The 17,810-nt window shown below is 75.7% G+C and carries 12 protein-coding genes; 5 read left to right on the top strand and 7 right to left on the bottom strand.

Annotation, left to right across the window (positions count from 1 at the left end):
• Positions 1-46 precede the first annotated feature (46 nt).
• Entirely contained in the window at positions 47-3,067 is a 3,021-nt protein-coding gene (locus WME73_RS20740) for a response regulator (protein WP_437916850.1), read from the top strand.
• Positions 3,068-3,082: 15 nt separating this feature from the next.
• On the opposite strand, the gene WME73_RS20735 is transcribed toward WME73_RS20740, so the two are convergent.
• Genes WME73_RS20735 through WME73_RS20725 form a run of 3 tightly spaced genes read right to left on the bottom strand, consistent with a single transcriptional unit; the run spans position 3,083 to position 7,670 of the window.
• Entirely contained in the window at positions 3,083-4,195 is a 1,113-nt protein-coding gene (locus tag WME73_RS20735; protein ID WP_437916849.1) for an ABC transporter permease, read from the bottom strand.
• On the bottom strand, positions 4,192-6,882 hold the full coding sequence (locus WME73_RS20730) for an ABC transporter substrate-binding protein (RefSeq protein WP_437916848.1): 2,691 nt from the start codon (positions 6,880-6,882) through the stop codon (positions 4,192-4,194). The genes WME73_RS20735 and WME73_RS20730 overlap by 4 nt, the downstream gene beginning before the upstream one ends.
• A complete protein-coding gene (locus tag WME73_RS20725) occupies positions 6,879-7,670 on the bottom strand; it encodes an alpha/beta fold hydrolase (RefSeq protein ID WP_437553997.1) in 792 nt (263 codons plus the stop codon). Before WME73_RS20725 ends, WME73_RS20730 begins: the two co-directional genes overlap by 4 nt.
• A 455-nt stretch (positions 7,671-8,125) precedes the next feature.
• Here WME73_RS20725 and WME73_RS20720 point away from each other — a divergent pair, with 455 nt between their 5' ends.
• Both WME73_RS20720 and WME73_RS20715 read left to right on the top strand, forming a co-directional pair.
• Positions 8,126-8,644 carry a MerR family transcriptional regulator gene (locus tag WME73_RS20720; protein ID WP_272099309.1) on the top strand — a complete coding sequence of 173 codons (519 nt, stop codon included), beginning with the start codon at positions 8,126-8,128 and terminating at the stop codon, positions 8,642-8,644.
• Between the two features lie 242 nt (positions 8,645-8,886).
• Entirely contained in the window at positions 8,887-9,657 is a 771-nt protein-coding gene (locus tag WME73_RS20715; protein WP_437747142.1) for a sigma factor-like helix-turn-helix DNA-binding protein, read from the top strand.
• Here the strand turns inward: WME73_RS20715 and WME73_RS20710 are convergent, their stop codons facing one another.
• From WME73_RS20710 to WME73_RS20700, 3 genes are read right to left on the bottom strand one after another with little or no spacing between them, the layout of a single operon-like run.
• On the bottom strand, positions 9,658-12,162 hold the full coding sequence (locus WME73_RS20710; RefSeq protein WP_437916847.1) for a hypothetical protein: 2,505 nt from the start codon (positions 12,160-12,162) through the stop codon (positions 9,658-9,660).
• Positions 12,150-13,022 carry a hypothetical protein gene (locus WME73_RS20705; RefSeq protein WP_437916846.1) on the bottom strand — a complete coding sequence of 291 codons (873 nt, stop codon included), beginning with the start codon at positions 13,020-13,022 and terminating at the stop codon, positions 12,150-12,152. Before WME73_RS20705 ends, WME73_RS20710 begins: the two co-directional genes overlap by 13 nt.
• 60 nt (positions 13,023-13,082) lie before the next feature.
• Positions 13,083-13,721 carry an RNA polymerase sigma factor gene (locus WME73_RS20700; protein WP_437916845.1) on the bottom strand — a complete coding sequence of 213 codons (639 nt, stop codon included), beginning with the start codon at positions 13,719-13,721 and terminating at the stop codon, positions 13,083-13,085.
• A 314-nt stretch (positions 13,722-14,035) separates the two neighbouring features.
• Here WME73_RS20700 and WME73_RS20695 point away from each other — a divergent pair, with 314 nt between their 5' ends.
• Both WME73_RS20695 and WME73_RS20690 read left to right on the top strand, forming a co-directional pair.
• A complete protein-coding gene (locus WME73_RS20695; protein ID WP_437747138.1) occupies positions 14,036-14,587 on the top strand; it encodes a hypothetical protein in 552 nt (183 codons plus the stop codon).
• Positions 14,587-15,147 carry a septal ring lytic transglycosylase RlpA family protein gene (locus tag WME73_RS20690; RefSeq protein ID WP_437916844.1) on the top strand — a complete coding sequence of 187 codons (561 nt, stop codon included), beginning with the start codon at positions 14,587-14,589 and terminating at the stop codon, positions 15,145-15,147. The genes WME73_RS20695 and WME73_RS20690 overlap by 1 nt, the downstream gene beginning before the upstream one ends.
• Before the next feature lie 15 nt (positions 15,148-15,162).
• On the opposite strand, the gene WME73_RS20685 is transcribed toward WME73_RS20690, so the two are convergent.
• Positions 15,163-17,589 (bottom strand): PQQ-binding-like beta-propeller repeat protein, encoded by a 2,427-nt coding sequence (locus WME73_RS20685; RefSeq protein ID WP_437916843.1) that lies wholly within the window; start codon positions 17,587-17,589, stop codon positions 15,163-15,165.
• Positions 17,590-17,810 lie beyond the last annotated feature (221 nt).

Raw genomic sequence — 17,810 nt, 5'->3', positions numbered from 1 at the left:
CAGCGTCCGTTCGGGCTCGCCATCCTTCGCGAGGCGGAAACCTCTAGTGGCCAAGCAACAGCTCCTCCTGGTCGACGCGGATCCGCGCAGCGTTCGGGTCCTCGAGGTCAGCCTGAAAAAGGCCGGTTACAGCGTGACCACCGCGAAGGACGGAGCGGACGCTCTCGCGAAGCTCGAGGTCTCCACGCCGGACCTCGTCCTCAGCGACACGCGCCTCCCCAACGTGGACGGATATGCCCTCGTCCGCAAGATGAAGGAGCACGCCGACTGGGCCTCGATCCCGGTCGTCTTCCTCACGAGCCAGCGGTCCATCGAGGACAAGATCCGCGGGCTGGAGCTCGGCGTCGAGGACTACCTGACCAAGCCGATCTTCGTGCGCGAGCTCATCGCGCGCGTGACGCTGCTCCTCGCGCGGCGGACCCGCGAGGGGATCACGACGCGCCACTTCTCGACGACGGGGCGGACCAGGTTCTCCGGGTCGATCCTCGACATGAACGTCGTGGATCTGCTGCAGACGTTCGAGGTGAGCCGGAAGAGCGGGATCGTCCACCTGTCGCACGCGGACAACGAGGCGCAGGTCTACTTTCGCGAGGGCAAGGTCGTCGACGCGACGCTCGGCCGGCTCTGCGGCGAGGAGGCCGTCTACCGCGCGCTCCTGTGGAACGAGGGGACGTTCGAGGTCGAGTTCTGCAAGGTCGACAACCCCGACGGGATCGAGACGTCGACGCAGGGCCTCCTCATGGAGGGCATGCGCCGCGTCGACGAGTGGGGCCGGCTCCTCGAGGCGCTGCCGTCGCTCGCGACCGTCTTCGAGGTCGACAGCGAAGAGCTCCTGGAGCGGCTGAACGAGATCCCCGACGAGCTGAACGGGATCCTGCGCCTGTTCGACGGCAAGCGCACGCTGATGCAGGTGGTCGACGCGTCCCCGTTCGAGGATCTCTCGACGCTCTCGACCATCTCGAAGCTCTACTTCGAGGGGCTGCTGGTGCCCGCCGCCGCGCTCCCGCCCGACGACGTGGTGCCGAGCGAGCCGGAGGCGGCGTTCCACGACGAGTTCTCGCCGCTCTCGTCGCCGTCGAGCGCGCGGCGCTCCAACTACCCCGAGGGGAGCCCGGGGAACGCCGGCTCCGACGACCTCGAGGACGCCGCCGTGGTCCCGGCGCCGCTCTCGACCCGGGTCTCTCCGGCGGTGCTCCCGCGCTCCCGGCCCGGTCACGAGCTGCACGCGCCGGCGGGGGACCCCGACGCGGAGTCCCCCGGGCGCCCCGTGACGACCCGCAGCGCGGTGCACGGGCCAGGGGCGGTCGGCCGAGCGGCCAGCGCGAGCGCCGCCGTGGCGCGCTCCGCGCCGGAGGGGGCGCGCGCGCCGTCGGAGCCGCCGCGGAGCGCCGTGTCGGCCGCGACGGCGCGCTCCGGCGCGGCGGGTGGCCGCGCGCCGTCGGAGCCGCCGCGGAGCACCGTGTCGGCCGCGGCGGCGCGCGCCGGCGCGACAGAGGGCCGCGCGCCGTCGGATCCACCGAGGAACGCCGTGGCGCGCCCCGTCGCGGCGGGTGGCCGCGCGCCGTCGGATCCACCGAGGAACGCCGTGGCGCGCCCTGTCGCGTCGGGTGGCCGCGCGCCGTCGGAGCCGCCGCGGAACGCCGCATCGCCTGCCGAGGCCGCCCGGATTACGCGGCCGCGCGCCGAGGTCGATCTCGACAAGGACACCACGCTCGCGAGCAGCGATGAGGCCCCGCTCACGCGACCGCTCGTGACGCCGCGCAGCTTCGCGCAGAAGCAGCGCTCCACGAGGAGCGACAGGCCCGTGGCCGCGGCCGCTCCCGCCGAGCAGCGCGTTCGCTCCACGCCCCCCGAGGCGCCCGCAGCGGCGCTGCCCGCGCCTGCGGCGCCGCCGCCTGTGCTTGCGGCGGCAGCGGGCGTCGCGTCGCCCGCTGGCGAGGAGCGCACCCCGGCGGTGTCGACGAGCCCCACGCTGCGCCCCCGCCCGCCGAGCGACGCGCCGCCGCCCGTCGCCGTCCCGCGCGCGGCGGAGCGTGCGCTGGCGCCGCAGCCTGTCGAAGCGAAGGCCGGGGAGGCGCGCCCGATCGAGGCCTCCCCGCCGCCGCTGCCGGTGCCGGACGCCGCCCCGGCGGCGAGCCTCGCGGCGGCGCCGGACGACGCGCCTCCTGGCGACCGCGGGCCGATCAGCGAGAGCGAGCGCTTCTTCCTCGGTGGCGGGGTGGACGCGCCGGAGGAGATGGCGGCGCGGGAGCATCCCTCGGCCGAGGACGCCGACACGACCGCCGGCGCGGTCGAGGCCACGCTCTTCGGGCCCCGCCACGAGGAGCGCCGGGCCCGCATCGCGCGGATCGTCGCCGGCCTGGTCACGGCGCTCGCGCTCGGGGCCGCCGGCGTGTGGCTGGTCGGCCAGACGGGGCGCCCCGTGCCAGCGGCGCCGGTCCGTGCGCCATTGCCGGAGGAGGCGCCGGCGGGGCAGCACTCCGCGGCGGTGCCCGCGGCGGCTCTGGCCGCGTCGGAGCCGGAAGGAGAGCCGGCGGCCGCCGCCGCGGCGGGGCTCTCCGCAGCGACCCCCGCCGACGCCCCGGCGGGCCAGCCGGCCGCGCCAGCATCGGCGAGCGCGCGGGCGAAGCCTGCCGCGGCGAGCCCCGCGCCGGCCGGAGCGCCTTCCGAGCACGCTTCGCACGCGCCGACCACCCACGCCGCGCCGCCGAGCGCGGCGGCGACCGCGGGCCAGGCCGCCGCGCCGACGCGGGAGCCGGAGCCCTCGGCTGCCCCGCCCGCGTCGGCGCCTGCCGCGCCCGCGCCTGCCGCGCCGGACGAGGAGGGCGGGCCCCTCTCGACGCGCGTGATGCGCGCCCTGGAGTCGGGGCAGACCGGCAAGGCGGTGCAGCTCGCGCAGCAGCTCACCGCCGCTTCCCCGGGGAGCGCCGCGGCGTGGCACCTGCGCGGCGCCGCAGAGCAGGCGGCCGGGCGCGGCGGGCGGGCGTCGTTCCGCAAGTGCGCCGAGCTCTCCTCGGCCGACTCCCCGCTCGGCGCGGAGTGCCGCGCGCTCGCCGGCATGCCGTGAGCGTGCGGTCCGCGCTCAGCGCGATCGCGACCTGAGCCGGGGATCGAGGGCCAGGGCCGCCACATCGAGCGCCACGGTGGCGAGCACGATGGCGGCCGCGGAGAAGAGCACCGTCCCGACGATGAGCGGGCCGTCCCGGTTCTGGAGCGCCTCGACCGCCATGCTGCCGACGCCGGGCCAGCGGAAGAGCTTCTCCGTGACGATCGCGCCGCCCGCCAGCGCCCCGAGGTCGAGCGCGGCGAGCGTGGCGAGCGGCAAGAGCGCGTTGCGCAGCGCATGGACGACGAGCGCGCGCAGGCGAGAGGCGCCCTTGGCCCGCGCGGTGCGGATGAAGTCCTGGCGGAGCAGCGTCCGGAGCTCCTCGCGGACGATGCGCGCGTAGAGGGCGCTGCCGAACACGCCGAGCGTCAGCGCCGGCAGGACGAGGGAGCGCAGGTGATCGGCCGCCGTGGCGCCGTACCCGTCGTACGGCAAGAGCCGGAGCTTGTAGGCGAGCACGTACTGGAGCGCGGGGCCGATCACGAAGGTCGGCGCGCTGGCGCCGAGCAGGGTGGCGCCGAGCGCCGCGTCCTCCCAGGCCGTCCCGCGGCGGACCGCGGCGACGATCCCGAGCGAGAGGCCGAGCAGGAGCTGCACCAGCAGGGCGGCCAGCGCGAGCTCGACGGATCGCGGCACCTTCGCCTCGAGCAGATCCACGACCGGCTTGCGGTAATGGAAGCTGTAGCCGAGGTCGACGTGCAGGCCGAGCGGCCCCGCCGCGCAGCTGCGGTGCTCCGGATCGGCGCGCGCGCCCGCGTGGGCGCCAGGGGCTCCGCCGTCGCCGCCCCCCGCGGGGCCGAGGTGGACGAGCCGCCGGACGAACCGCGCGAACTGCACGGGGACCGGGCGATCGAGCCCGTGGATGGCCCGCGCGCGCTCGAGGTCCGCCGCCGAGGCCTGCGGTCCGACGAGCATCCGCGCGGCGTCTCCCGGGAGGAGGTACGCTATCCCGAACGAGACGGCGGTGACCCCCGCGATGACGATCGCGGCCCAGCCGAGGCGCCGGAGCAGGCGCGCGAGCGCGGAGCCCACCGCGGAGGCGCGGCCCGGGCGGGGCGTGAGGGCACGGCGCGCGCGCGGGGTGCTCATCGGGAAAGGGCCGCGCGCGCGAGCAGCGCGCGGAGCGGCGTCGCGGTTCGTGGCGCGGCCGCGCGCGGCCCTCCGCCGGCCCCGGGCCGCGCGGACGGGTCGAGCCAGACCTCGTGCAAGCGGGACGTGAGCGCGGCGGCGCCCTCGTGGCCGCGCACGTAGGGGTGCCATAGCTCGAGCTGCCGCGCCGTGTACGTGGGCACCCACGGCGCGCGATCGCGGACGATGCGCTCGGCGCGGTCGTACAGCGCGAGGCGCCGCGCGCGATCCTGCTCGGCGTGGGCGGCGTCGAGCGTGCGATCGAGCTCCTCGTCGCTGAAGAAGGCGTAGTTCTGCGAGCCCTCGTCGCGGATGGCGCGCGTCGAGAGCGTCGGCTCGAAGACGCTCGCCGGGTCGGGGAAATCGGCCTGCCACCCGACCCAGCCCATGGGGACGGCGCGGCGCCGCGAGGCCTCGGCGAGGTAGGTCGCCCAGCTGACGAGCCGCAGGCGGACGCGGAGGCCGATCCTGGCGAGCTGCTGCTGGACGATCTCGCCGATCGCCTGCTCCAGCGTGTCCGGGACCGCGATGTAGTCGATGACGCCCGGGTAGCCGCCCCTCCCGGTCGCCGGGTCGTACGGGTAGCCGGCCGCGGCCATCTGCTCGAGCGCGCGCGGGAGGTCGTGCTGCCGCATCGGCGCGTCGCGCGGGGGGCCCGGGATCGACGGCGGCAGCACCCGGTCGAGCGCGAGCAGATCGGGGCGCACCTTCTCCAGCACGGCGGGGTCGAGGGCGAACGCGACAGCGCGCCGGACGGCGAGCTGGTCGAACGGCGCGAGCTCGGTGTTGAGGAAGACGGCGTTGGTCCTGTCCCGCGTCACCCAGCGCCTCTGCCCCTCCCACCCGGGCGCGGCGCGGTAGGCCGCCGCGTCGATCGCGGTCAGATCGCGCAGGACGTCGAGCTCGCCCTCCTCGAACTTGTAGCGCTGGGTCGTCGCGCGCACGCCGGTCTGCCACGCGATGGCGTCGAGGTACGGCAGGCCCGGGCGGAAGTACCCCTCGTGGCGGGCGAGCCCGATGCTCCCGTCCTGGTCCCACCGCGCGACGCGGAACGGGCCGGCGCCGCACGGCGGCGGCGGGCTCGCCGCGTCGACCGCGGCCCCGGACGAGGGGCACACCGGCGCCATGAACGCGAGCGTCATGAGGGGCAGGAACGTCGCGTCCGGCGCGCGCAGATCGATCGCGACGGCGTGATCGCCGAGCACCCGCACGCCGGCGAGGTGCGGCGCCGCGCCCGCGTGGTACTCGGCGAAGCCCTCGATCATGTCGTACTGGCTCGCGCCCGGGCTCGGCGTCCTCGGGTGGAGCGTCCGCTCGATCGAGCGCTTCACGTCGGCGGCGCGGAGCTCCGCGCCGTCGTGGAACCGCACGCCCTCGCGCAGCGTGAAGACGTACGTCCGCCCGCCGCGCTCCACCTCGATCGCGCGCGCGAGATCGGGCGTGATGCGGCCGCCCTGGTCCCACGTGACGAGGCGGGCGAAGACGAGCTCCGCGACGGTGCTCGAGAGCTCGTCGTAGGCGATCGCCGGATCGAGCGCGCGCGCGTTGACCGTGGTCGCGAGGCGCAGCGTCCCGCCGCGCACGGGCGCGCCGGGCGCCGGCTCGCCGCCGAGGGGCGCGCGGACGCCGCCCGCCGAGCCGCCCGAGAGCAGGAGCAGCGCCGCGCCAGCGACGAGCAGATCGACCGGCAGGCGACGGCCGCGCGGGAGCGCCGCGCCGGCCGGATCGAGCGCGTCGCGGAGCCCCTCGCTCGCGCGGTGGAAGCCGAGCACGGCGAGCACGATGGCGAAGCCCGGCGCGGCCACAAGGAGCGGCCTTACCCCGAGGTACGGCTCGGCCTCGTGCAGCATGCGGCCCCAGGTCGCGGTCGGCGGCTGCGCGCCGACGCCCAGGTAGCCGAGGGCGGCCTCCGCGAGGATCATCTGCCCGGCGCTGATGGTCGCGAGCGCGAGCAGCGTCCCGCCCACGTTCGGCAGGACGTGCCGCCGGACGATGTGCAGCGGCCCCGCGCCGAGCGCGCGCGCCGAGGCCACGAAATCGCGCTGCGCGAGCTCTGCGGTCTTGGCCCGGACGACCCGCGCCGCCCCGGTCCACCCCGTGAGGCCGAGCACGAGCAGGATCGTCCCCACGTCCGCGCGCCCCACGGCGACGCCGATCGCGGTCACGAACAGGAGGTACGGCAGGGCGAGGATCACGTCGACGAGCCGCATGAGCGCGCCGTCGAGCGCGTCCGCCCGCGTGCCGGCGGCCATGCCGGCCGTGACGCCGACGAGCGCGCCGAGCCCCGTGGCGAGGGCCGTGGACGAGAGCGCGACGGCGAGCGAGAGCCGCGCGCCGTGCGCGAGGCGCGCGAGCAGGTCGCGGAAGAGCGGGTCCGTCCCGAGCCAGTGGGCGGCCGACGGCCCGGGCGGCGCTCCGGAGGCGTCGCGGGCCAGGGTGAAGTCGCTCGCGTTCGGGTCGTGGGGGATGACGGCCGGCCCCACCGCGGCGAACAGCGAGAGCAGCGCGACGATCCCGAGGCCGAGCAGCGCCGAGCGGTCCCCGAGGAACCGCCGCGCCGCGTCCTCGCCGAGGACGGCGCGCCCAGCGCGCCCGGCCGCTCGCGCCGCGCCGCGCGAGAGCCGAGCCCAGCGCGCCGTCGCCGTCACCGCTTCCCTTCGAGGAACTGCGTCACGAGCGCGACGAACTCCCCCGGCCGCTCCTCGTGGGGCGAGTGCCCGGCGTCCATGATCTCGAGCATCGCGCCGGAGATCTCGCGGGCGAGCCGCTGCGCGCTCGCCGCCGGGAAGATGCGATCGTCGCGCCCCCACACGACGAGGGTCGGCGCCGTGATCCGGGTGAGGCGCGCGACGACGGGGCGCGCGTCGAGCACCGCGCGCATCACCGCGTGGGCGCTCTCGCGCGCCGAGGGGGCGTTGAAGAGATCGTAGTGCCGGTCGACGCGCGAGAGCGGCACGGCCGCGTCCGCCCGGAACACGTCGTCGCGGAAGTACGACCGGAACGTGCCGCGGCCGTGGAGCTGCTTGAAGACGATGCCGCCCACGACCGGCAGGAGCGGGAGCTTCATCTTGAAGCTCATCGGGAACGGGTAACAGAGCGCGTCCTCCAGGACGAGCCGCTGCACGAGCTCCGGGTGGTTGGCGGCCAGCGTGATCGCGACGGCGGCGCCCATCGCGTGGCCGACGAGGTGCGCGCGGCCGACGCCGAAGGCGGCGATGAGGTCGGCCACGGCCTCGGAGAACGTCTCGATGCCGTAGGCGTACCGCGCCGGGCTCGGCTTCTCGCTCTCGCCGAAGCCCGGCAGGTCCGGGGCGATGACGTGGAACCGCTGGGCCAGCGTGTCGATCACGTCATCGAACTCCAGGTGGCTGACGAGGAAGCTGTGGATCAGCAGCAGCGCCGGGCCGTTGCCCGCGCCGGCGACCAGGACCCGCATCCTGACACCCCGGGCGGTGACATCCCTGATGACGCGTTCGACGGGTCGGGGGGCGGCGGGAGAGGCCGAGCCCCGACCCTCGCTGGCGAGGGCTTTGGCCATGGTGGCGGCGAGACTATCAGCCCTTTTGTCTGAAAGGACCGATGTGTGTCAGGGTACGGGGCATGCCGCTCCACGAGCCCCGCTGGGTGTCGGGCGCCCCCCTGCTCGCACCCATTGCACCGAGCGTCGCTTTTTTCCCGTCACGGCCCCCGACCCGCGTCGTGCCGAGCGGGCCGACGCGTCGCTCCTACGGACGAAAAATGTCCGAGGTATGTCAAGAACCCCGGCAAAGCACCGCGTCTCGCGACAGCCACACAATAATCGTAGTCGCGTCAATTGACTGTATTCCATTCAGTGGAATAGAGTCGCCCGCGTCGGTTGGGTAGGGCCTCCGGCAATCGATGGGAGGACCGGTGCAGAGGATCCCTGAGGAGGTGCTTGAGCGCATCGAGCGGGAGCACGCCCAGGGGATCACATCGAGCGATATCCTCGAGCTGTTCGCGGCTCATGGCATCAAGTTCAGCGAGGCGACGCTCCGGAAGTATGTGCAGCTCGGCTTGCTCCCGCGCAGCGTGCGGGTGGGGCGCAAGGGCAAGCACCAGGGCTCGCAGGGGATGTATCCGGCCACGGTAGTCCGCCAGGTCCAGCGCATCAAAGAGATGATGGCCCAGGACTACACCATCGAAGAGATCCAGCGTGAATTCCTGTTCGTGAGAGGTGATATCGAGGAGCTCGAGCGCACGATGGCCAAGGTCTTCAATGCGCTCAGGGATGCCGCCAAGGAGAGGCGGAGTGAGACGAGCGGCAGGGCGATAGCCCAGGACCTCGCGAGCGCAGAGTCGCTCGCGCGGGAGCTCGTCGCCAAGCTGGCGTTGATAGAAGAGCGCTTGATGGCGCAAGCGCGGCTCACGAAACAGGCGGCTTCCTCTTGAGGGGCCGAGTCGCGGGGCTTTCGTCGTCGTGAAGTACATGGGGCCGCGGGCGCGGCCCCGCCTGGGTTTGATGCGATCGACGGGACGAGCATCGGCTCGTTTCGTCGCAATTTTTTAGGGACGGCATCCGGCTTTACGTCGGGCTTAAGGAGCGGATCCCTCTGCGTTCGAGCTGGGACTCGGACGTACGGGGAGAGACGCGCGCGCTTGAGAGCGGAGACGCTACCAAACGGAGGCAGCGCATGGCGACGGTGTCTGACAGCGAGCTCGAGATCTTCGGCCTGGACGGTGCGGATGCGGCGGAGGGCGATCGCGACCCAGCGGGCTCAACAGAGCCCGTCGTGGAGGGCGCGCTCGCGCTCCAGGCCGACCCCGCGGAGTCGGGGAACGCCATCACGCGCGAGCAGCGCAGGTCGCGGCGGAAGCGCGAGATCCGGGCGCGGACGATCAGCGTCAAGCGCATGACCAAGCGCGAGCTCGAGATCGGCCGGATGCTCTACCCCGAGACCGACTACTACAAGCCGCGGGCCCGCGCCGAGTGCGTCGACGGTCCGAGGCCGTGCCCGTACGTCTCGTGCCAGCACCACCTCTATCTCGACGTCTCCGCCAGGACGGGCGCCATCAAGCTGAACTTCCCCGATCTCGAGGTCTGGGACATGAACGAGACGTGCGCGCTCGACGTCGCGGATCGCGGCGGCACGACGCTCGAGGACGTCGGGGCGATCATGAACCTGACCCGCGAGCGGATCCGCCAGGTCGAGGTCAAGGCGCTCGCGAAGCTAGAGGCGCTGAAGGACATGATGGCGCTGCGCGATTTCGTCGACGAGGGTCCGGTCGGCAAGCGCCGGCTCCCCGTGCTGACCCAGCCGGACGACGACGAGGACGAGGACGAGGTCGACGAGGAAGAGGCCACGGGCGCGGACGGCGACGCCGAGGACGAGGGCCCCGAGGCGACCCGCGCTGGGCGGCCGGCCGAGCTCGAGGACGCCGGCGACTTCGACGGCGGGGAGTGATCAGTCGGGCCGGGCCTCGACGGTCACGATCGCGTCCGCGCCGAGCGCGCCCGCCAGGAAGGCGCGCCACGCGGCCAGCGTGATTTTCGCAGCGGCCGCGCGGGAGGGGCGGCCGTTGAACAGGTGGATGAGCCGGCGCCTGGGCTCCGCGAGCGCGTCGCGCTCCCGCCGGGCGAGGTGGGCCTCGGCGCGGCCGAGATCGGCGTCGGTCACCCGCTGCGCCAGGCCGGCGAGGAGCTCCTTCACGCGGGCCGAGGCCTCGCTCAGCTCTCCGGCCTCTGCCCTGATCTCGACGGCGAGCGCCGCGGCGCGTGTCCCGCCGAGGACGCGCGCGCTCGCGCGGGCCGCGAGCGGCCGCTTCGTCGGCGCTGCGCTGGCTGGAGCCGGGGACGCCGTGCTCGCCGCGGGAGAGAGCGCGGCCGCGAGCAGTCCGCCTTCGCCGTTGAGGGCGAAGGCCGTGAGCTCGGCGAGCTCGCGCGCCGTGGGAGAGGCCTCGCGCGCCGCAGGGAGCCGCGCGCCGACGACGGCCTGCGACAGGGCCGCCCCGGCCGGCAGGCGGGCGTCGTGGTGACCGAGCCGGGGCACCACCGCGCCGTCCGGTGAGCCGCACCCGCGCGGGGTGAGCCGCGGCGCGAGCCAGCGCTCGGCGGCCTCCGCAGCGGCGGCCGCCTGGGAAGCGTCGGCGTTCGCGAGGACGGCGAGCCGGAGCGGGCCGGTCGCGAGGGCCTGCCAGCGGAGCTGCACGGTCTCGAGCGCGCCGCTCGCCACCCGGTCCCAGACGCCGAACGGCTCGATCCAGGACGGGTGGTCGGGCGCGATCGCGGAGGCGAAGGCCTCGAGCGCCGCGGCCCGCCCTCCGGAGAGGTGCTCCAGGTGCTGGAGCGCCGCGGCGCGCGCCAGCGTGAGCGCCTCGGGGCCCAGCGTGGTCGCCGCGACCGCGCGCGCGGCGGCGTTCGCCACGCGGCGCCCGAGCTCGGCCGGGGTCTCGCGCTCGTCGCGGAACGGCGCGTGCGCGATCACGCCGACGGCATCCGCCGTGACCCACGGCTCGATCGTGACGTCGAGCTCGCGCCGCCGGGTCTGCACGGCGGCGAGCGCGGCGAGCGCCGTCGCGCCGGCGTCGTACAGCCCCTCCTCGGCGACGCCGCACGGGCTCCCGAGCAGGACCCAGACCTCGCCTTGCCCGCGCTCGACCAGCGCCCGCCGCTCCAGGGAGGGCTGGGCTCCCGGCGCGAGCGCGCGCGAGAGCTCGGCCTCGAAGCGCCGAGCGCCGGCCTCGCCCGGCGCCGCGGGCTTCGGCGGGTCGGCGCTCGGAGGGAGGCCGAGCGCCGTCGCCCACCGCTCCGGCGGCGCGCCCGGGGCGCTCCCCGAGAGCGCCCACCACGCGGCGCGCGCGCCGGCGTCGCGAGGGTCCTGCGCGGTGAGGACCTGACGCGTGGCGACGTCGGGGTTCGGCGGCGCCGAGAAGCCGCGGCGGATCTCCTGCCGCGCCACCGCGGCCGCGAGCGCCGCCGAGGCCTCGACGGGCGGGGCCGCGGGCAGATCGGCGGCCTCGATGGTCACGCTCACGCAGCCGCCGCGCGGGCGGGCGACCCCGAGCACCTCGACGGCGCGAAATGGGGAGGGGAGCGCCGAGAGGCGCGCGCGGAGCGGGGACCCAGGCGCGCCGAGCCGCTCCGCCGCGGCGACGGCCGCCTGGGGGCTCGCGACGCGCGCGGCCACGGTCACGCGGGCGGCGCGCCGTCCGAGCTGGTTCGTCGTGTACACGCCGACCGTGTCCGCCGCCGGCCAGGGGTCCGTGGGCGGGCCGCCCGCCGGCCAGGCGTCGATGCCCTCCGCCGCGCGCGCCGCCTCCTCGCAGAACGCGGCGGGGCCGACGGCGGCGATCGAGGTGCGCCCGGCGTGCAGCGCCGCGGCGCGCCACCCCTCGAGCTCGCGCGCGCCCGCGGGCGTCGCCAGATCGACCACGGGCGCGGCGCCCGCGAGGCCCAGCTGGCCGGTGCAGGCCGCGATCGGCGAGAGCTCCGGCGCGTCGAGCGGGCTCGATCGGAGCGCCTGCGTCCGCTCCGCGGCCCGGGCGACCTCCGGGCTGCCCGCCGCGATGGGCTGCGCGAACGCCGCCGACAGCGCGCGCAGGAACGGCGTGACGCGCGCCGCGTCCCTGACGAGCAGGCGCACGCGGAAGGCGCTGCGGTCGATGCGCGCGTCGACGTCGAAGCCGGCGGCGAGCAGGCGCGCCTCGACCACGCTGGCGAGCGCCGTCGTCGCGACCGAGCCGAGATCGGTCGCGACCGAGACGACGAGCGCGGGCGCGGGATCGCCGTCGCGCGAGACGAGCGCGAGCCGCGGCCGGGCGTCGAGGTGGCGCACCTCGATGCGCCCGACGCTGCCCTCGGGCGTCGAGGCGAGGGCGTGCCCCGGCGCCGGCGGGCCGCCGGGCGCCGCGCCGCGGCAGGCTGCGAGCAGGACGAGCGGCGAGAGGAGCGCGGGCCTCAGGGAGCGCATGCGTCGTCGGAGGGCAGCGGCGCGCCTTCCAGCTGGAAATCGGCCGGGCAACGCGGGGCGATCTTGAAGCCGTAGAAGTAGGTGAGCACGCCGGTGACGGACCGGAAGGAGGCGCCGTCCGCGAGCGGCGGCCCCTCGCGCTCGAGATCGTAGAGCTCGTTCGAGAGGCGCGGGACGTCGGCGGGGCGCACGCCGGCCCCGACGTCGATCGACGCGGCGTAGCGGCCGTCGCGGTTCGAGGGGTCGCCGGCGATCCTGACGCCCTCGACCCGCACGAGCATGCCGATGTACGGGCGCGCCGACGCGTAGCCCCTCAGGTCGTCGAGGGGCACGCGGATCGGGACGGCGGGGCGGTCCTCGAAGCGGAAGCTCATGGTCCCGCCGAGCTCGGGCAAGGTGCGGCAGCCGCCGAAGCGGCCGGCGGAGGGGCCGAGGAACTCGGTGAGCTCGCCGAGCACGTCGACGACGTCGCCGGGGATGAGCCGCAGATCCGGGGGGTCGAACGCGGGCTGGAAGACCGTCATCCCCGAGTAGGGGACCGGCTTGTCGGCGCTGTCTTGCACGTAGTGGTTGCCGCGCGCGCCCTCGCCGGTCTCGTCGAAGCTGTCGATGGCGACGAGGGTGGCGCCGGTGACGTGGGCGCGGCGAGCGGGCGGCGCGGCGCAGCGCCGGCTCTCTTCGTCCTCCGGGTCGAGCCACCCGGCGTCACCGACGATCTCGGCGACGCGCGCGCCGCCGCCGCGCTCGTCGGCGAGGGGGATCGCGGGGGCATCTCCGTCGCCGCCGCCGCACGCGCCGAGCAGCGGGGCGGCGGCCGCGATGAGCGGGAGCGCGGAGGAGGTGCGAGGCGGGCGAGCCATCCTCCTCGGCTCATACCACAGGGCCGACGGCCGCCGAGCCCCCTTCGGGGGAGGGAAACGTCACGCCGCGAGGCTGACGCTGGACAGCATCGCCTCCAGGCGGCTCTGGATCTTGTGGCGCTTCGAGTACACCGTCTTCACGCTGATCCCCATCCGCGCCGCGATCTGCTCCGGGGGCAGGCCCTCGGCGAAGTAGAGCGCGACGAACTCGCGGTCCTTGTTGGAGAACGCGTGGAGCACCCGCCCCACGAGCGCGGCGCGCTCGCGGCGCTCGGCCTGCTCCTGCGGCGAGGGGCGCTCGCAGGGGAGCTCGACCGCCGCGTCGTCGAGCGGGGCACAGCGCGGCGCGCGCCGCCTCGAGCGCAGATGGTCGTACGCGCAGTGGACGGCGAGCGTGCCGATCCAGGAGCTCAGCCGCGACCCGCGGCCTGCGTCGAAGGTCCTCAGCTTGCGCATGTCGTTCGAGAGCAGCTGCACGAGCAGCGTGGCGTGGATGTCGCGGATGTCGTCCTGCGCGACCACAGCGGAGAAGCGGGCGATCACGCCGCTGATGCAGCGGTGGACGAGCCGATCGTAGCGGGCGTGGAAGGCGCGCCAGGTGCGCTCGTCCCCCGCGATCATCGCCTCCACCAGCGCACCTTCGGCGAGCTCGCCGAGGTCTTCGCGTCCGTTGTCGCCGAGAAGCAAGTCGTTGGGCATGCCTGGCTCCTGTGCACCCGACGTGCCAGCGAGGACCGATGCGCGGGGCGTCGCGTCGCTGCGCGGCGTCCTCGCCCGGCGGCGGCCGTCGTCGCGCGATCCGCCGCGCAGCGCCGGCGCGACGCGCGATCTCCAGAGCCGCGGAGCTCGGGCGACGAGCGCGCGTCGCAGGGGTCATCGCAGCGGCGGCGGGTCGTCGCGGACCTGCGCGTGCCCGAGGCGCTGTTAACGCGGGTTCACGCGCCCGGCGCCGTTCTGGAGACCCCGCGCGCATCGGCTCGGCGCGCGGGCCTGTTTCGGGTTATGGACGGATCGTGCTCTCCGGTCGTGCCCTGGCCCTCGCGGTCCTCGCGTGGTCGCTCCTCAAGGTCGCGGTGCGCCGTCTCTTCGACGACGGTCCGAGCGGGCTCGCGCTCTTCCGCGAGAACTACGACGCCGATGGCCTGCCGCCGCTCTCGCCCGCCGAGCGCGCGGCCCTGCCCCGCTTCTCCCGCTGCATCGCGTGCGGGCGCTGCGACCTCGGGGAGGCCGAGCGCATCGCGGCCTCCAGGGGGGCTTACCGCGGCCTCATGACCGTGGTGCTCGCGTCGTCGCGGAGCATGCCGGACTTCGACGCCGCGGCGCTCGCGCTCGCGCACGTGCCGGAGGAGGTGCTCGCCGAGAAGGAGAGGATCTGCCCGACCGGCGTGCCGTTCCGCGAGCTGGCCGGGTTCGTTCGGGCCAAGGCCAGGCCCCAGGCGGCGCCGTCCGCGGACGGGGCGGGGAGCGGCGAGCCCTCGGCCCTGGCCCTGGTCGCCGCGGTGACCTCGCCCGCGGCCGACCTCGACCCCTCGTCGGCCGATCGCGCCGCGCCCGAGGCGACGTGATGACGCCCGGTGGACGCCGCGGCGTGGCGAGGACGCTCGCCTTCCTCCTCCTCTTTTGCACCCCCGCCTGCTCCGCTCACCAGCCTGCAGCGCCCCGCACGGGAGCCGACGCGCCGATCGCGCTCGGCGTCGCGCCGAGCACCCCGCCGGCGCCCCCGCGGCACCAGGCCGAGGACGACGATCCGGACGACATCGACAGCGTCTCCACGCCGATCGCGCCCGCGAGCGCGCGGAGCGCGGCGAAGGGGACGCCGATCCAGGGCGGGCGCGCCACCTACTACGCCGACAAGTTCAACGGCCGCCGCACCGCGAGCGGCGAGCGCTACAACCCGCGCGCGCTCACGGCCGCGCACCGGACGCTGCCCTTCGGCGCCGTGGTCGACGTGGTCCGCCGGGACGGCCGCCGCGTGCGCGTGCGGATCAACGACCGCGGCCCGTTCAAGCGCGGCAGGATCATCGATCTGTCGCGCACGGCCGCCGAGCGGATCGGGCTCATCGAGGACGGCGTCACCCAGGTGACGCTCGAGCTCATCTGGAAGCCGGCGCGACGGCCGCGCTGACGCGCGCCGCCGCGGCTACTGGACGAGGCTGAGCCGCGGGGCCGCGGCGAAGGCCGCGAGGTGGCCGCTCTCCTCGGCCACGTAGACGTCGCACCGCTCGTCCACCCGCAGGAGATCCGGGATGAGGTCCGTCGGCACCTTGCCGAGCAGCGCGCCGTCGCGCGGCCGGACGACGTGCACCTCGCTCTGCGGCACGAACAGCGCGCCCGAGCGGAGCACCGGCTCGAGGCGCCGCGGCCTGTCGCCCTCGACGCCGCCCGCGATGACGTGCCGGTACCGGACCGCGCCGTCGTGCGCGCCGACCCCGACGATCTCGCCTGCCTCGCTGTTCACGACGACCACATCGTCCACCATGAGGCACGAGGCCGTCGACGCGCACGCGGTCAGGTCGAAGCGCGTCGCCCCGGTGCGGCGATCGATCCCCACGAGCCCCGTGCCGCGCCGCCCGTGGGTCACCACGCACACCGTCTCGGGCCCGAGCAGCGGCGCGCCGACCGGCGCCACGTGCTTCGGCAGATCGACCGTCCACCGCGCCTCGCCGGACCACGGGTCCAGGTGGTGCAGCCGCGCCCCGCCGCGGCCGACGAAGGCGCCGTCGCCCGCCAGCGCGAAGAGCGCGTCGTGATCGACCGCCACCGGCGACGCGAACGGGAGCCGGTCGCAGAAGCGCCACACGACCTCGCCGCTCAGCACGTCGAGCGCCGCGAGGGCCGGCTCGCCGCTGCCCACGAGGACGAGCTTGCCCGCGCGGCGGAGCCGGAAGTTCTCGCCGCGCCGCGCGGCGTAGCGCCAGCGCACCTCGCCGGAGTAGAGGTCCACGGCCGCGAGGTGGCGCGTCCCCTCGCTCACGATGAGCATCCGCGGCAGCCCGGGGGCGCTCACCACCGCGCCCGAGGCGTTCGCGCCCACGCGCGGCGAGAGCCGCGTCGACCAGGCGACCTCGCCGCTCGACAGATCGTGCAGCTGCAGCGTGCCGTCGGGCAGGAGCCGCCCGAGGCCGACCGGCGTCATCACCGAGACCGCGCGCGGCGCAGGCTTGCGCCACAGGCACTCGCCGGTGCGCCGATCGATGCACGTCAGCTCGCGCGTCGAGCCCACCACCAGCACGTCGCCGCAGAGGAACGTGGCGCGGAGATCGAGCGACGGGATCGCCGCGATCCACCGGGCCGTGAAGCGCAGGCGCGTCCGCCCGAACGTGTCCTCGGCGGCGGCCTGCGGGCGCGCCGCCGCCGCGAAGGCGCGGTACGTCTCCGGGGCCACGTTGATCTTCGCTTCGTTGCGCGTGAGCTCGCGGAGCCGCTCGGCGAGCTCGCGGACGCGCGCCCGGAACTCGAACAGGCGCAGGTTCGACGTCTGCCCGCGATCGCGGCGCACAAGGCTGCGCGCGAGCGCACGCCCGAACGCGACCACGCCCTGGGCGAGCGCCGCCACGTCGACGGCCGGGAAGGTCCAGGTCTGCGCCCGCTCCTCGGCGGCCGCGAACGAGGGTACGCGGCCAGCGCCGGGCGCGCGGGGATCCGCGGAGGGGACGCGGCCCACGCGGGGCACGCCGAGCGTGAGCGACAGCGCCCCCTCGCTGTGCAGCCGGACGCCGAGGATCGCGCCGCCGACGGTCAGCCGCCGGTGGTAGGGCTGGCGCCGCGCCCACGCGTCGAGCGACTCGAGCGACAGCGACGCGAGCTGCTCGGCGAACGGGAAGACGAAGACGTCGGGCAGCTCCCGCGCCTCCTCGCCCACGAGCACGCGGATCTTGCCCCGGAAGAGGAGCGAGAAGAGGTCGGCCCGGAGCACGGCCGGCTGCGTGAGCGCCGCGCCCTGCGACGTGCGCAGGAGCGCCTCGGCCGCGATGGCGATCGGGATCTCGCCGGTCGGCTCGACGCCCACGATCGCGGGCTCTCCTCCCGCCTCGTCGGGCGAGAACGGCAGGGAGGCCGCGAGGCACCGCCGCGCGGCCGGGAGCCGCTGCTCGCCGATCCCGCCGAGATCCGCGTCGTTCTCGGCGAAGGCGGCGTCGCGGCGCGCGCCCGGGCCCCTGCGCGAGGCGAACCGGTCGATGGCCGCGAGGAGGCGCGCGCAGAGCGCTTCGCCGTCGAAGCGCCGCTCGTGCAGGGCGACCTCGGGCACGTCCCCGCCCTGGAAGACGGTGACGAGGAGGTCGCGGCCCACGCGCTCCAGCCCGAGCTCCCAGGGGTCGGGCTCGAGGCACAGGCGCACGACCGCGCGCGCGCGGCGTCCGGAGGCGAGCTCCGCCGCGGCCTCGGCGAGCTCGCAGAGCAGCGGCAGCGCCTCGGCCTCGGCGCGTAGCGGCAGCGCCGCTCCATCGAGCGGAGGAGACGCGTTGCGCGCCCCCTCCAAGACGAAGTCGAGCACATCGTGCAGCGACGTGCGCTCGGGCTCCGATGAGCAACGGGTGTTGTCGGCGACAAGTGACAGTCCGGGCATCCGCCGACGGATGCTAGGCAGCGCGCGGCCCGGTCCTAAGTTTTGTGCGCGGATCGCCGCGGAGTGGACAAGCACGTGCCACCTGGCTAGACGGCGCCGGCGCCGGGCGCGCCGCGGCCCGAGGCGCCCTGCGCTGCGAGGACGCCCCGAGAACGGCGACGTGCGCCGCGCAGAATGGTTGGCAATCGAACCGGACGTGCGACACTGCGCACCCCGAGCGC

The sequence above is a fragment of the Sorangium sp. So ce302 genome, assembly GCF_051530145.1.
GTDB lineage: Bacteria > Myxococcota_A > Polyangia > Polyangiales > Polyangiaceae > Sorangium > Sorangium cellulosum_B.
This window is presented reverse-complemented; position numbering and strand designations above follow the sequence as displayed.

Excerpts from the sequence above, each read along its gene's own strand:
- WME73_RS20715 (WP_437747142.1), top strand. The coding sequence starts at position 8,887 with ATGGCGACGGTGTCTGACAGCGAGCTCGAGATCTTCGGCCTGGACGGT.
- WME73_RS20685 (WP_437916843.1), bottom strand. The coding sequence starts at position 17,589 with ATGCCCGGACTGTCACTTGTCGCCGACAACACCCGTTGCTCATCGGAG.
- WME73_RS20710 (WP_437916847.1), bottom strand. The coding sequence starts at position 12,162 with ATGCGCTCCCTGAGGCCCGCGCTCCTCTCGCCGCTCGTCCTGCTCGCA.
- WME73_RS20705 (WP_437916846.1), bottom strand. The coding sequence starts at position 13,022 with ATGGCTCGCCCGCCTCGCACCTCCTCCGCGCTCCCGCTCATCGCGGCC.
- WME73_RS20690 (WP_437916844.1), top strand. The coding sequence starts at position 14,587 with ATGACGCCCGGTGGACGCCGCGGCGTGGCGAGGACGCTCGCCTTCCTC.
- WME73_RS20725 (WP_437553997.1), bottom strand. The coding sequence starts at position 7,670 with ATGCGGGTCCTGGTCGCCGGCGCGGGCAACGGCCCGGCGCTGCTGCTG.
- WME73_RS20735 (WP_437916849.1), bottom strand. The coding sequence starts at position 4,195 with ATGAGCACCCCGCGCGCGCGCCGTGCCCTCACGCCCCGCCCGGGCCGC.
- WME73_RS20700 (WP_437916845.1), bottom strand. The coding sequence starts at position 13,721 with ATGCCCAACGACTTGCTTCTCGGCGACAACGGACGCGAAGACCTCGGC.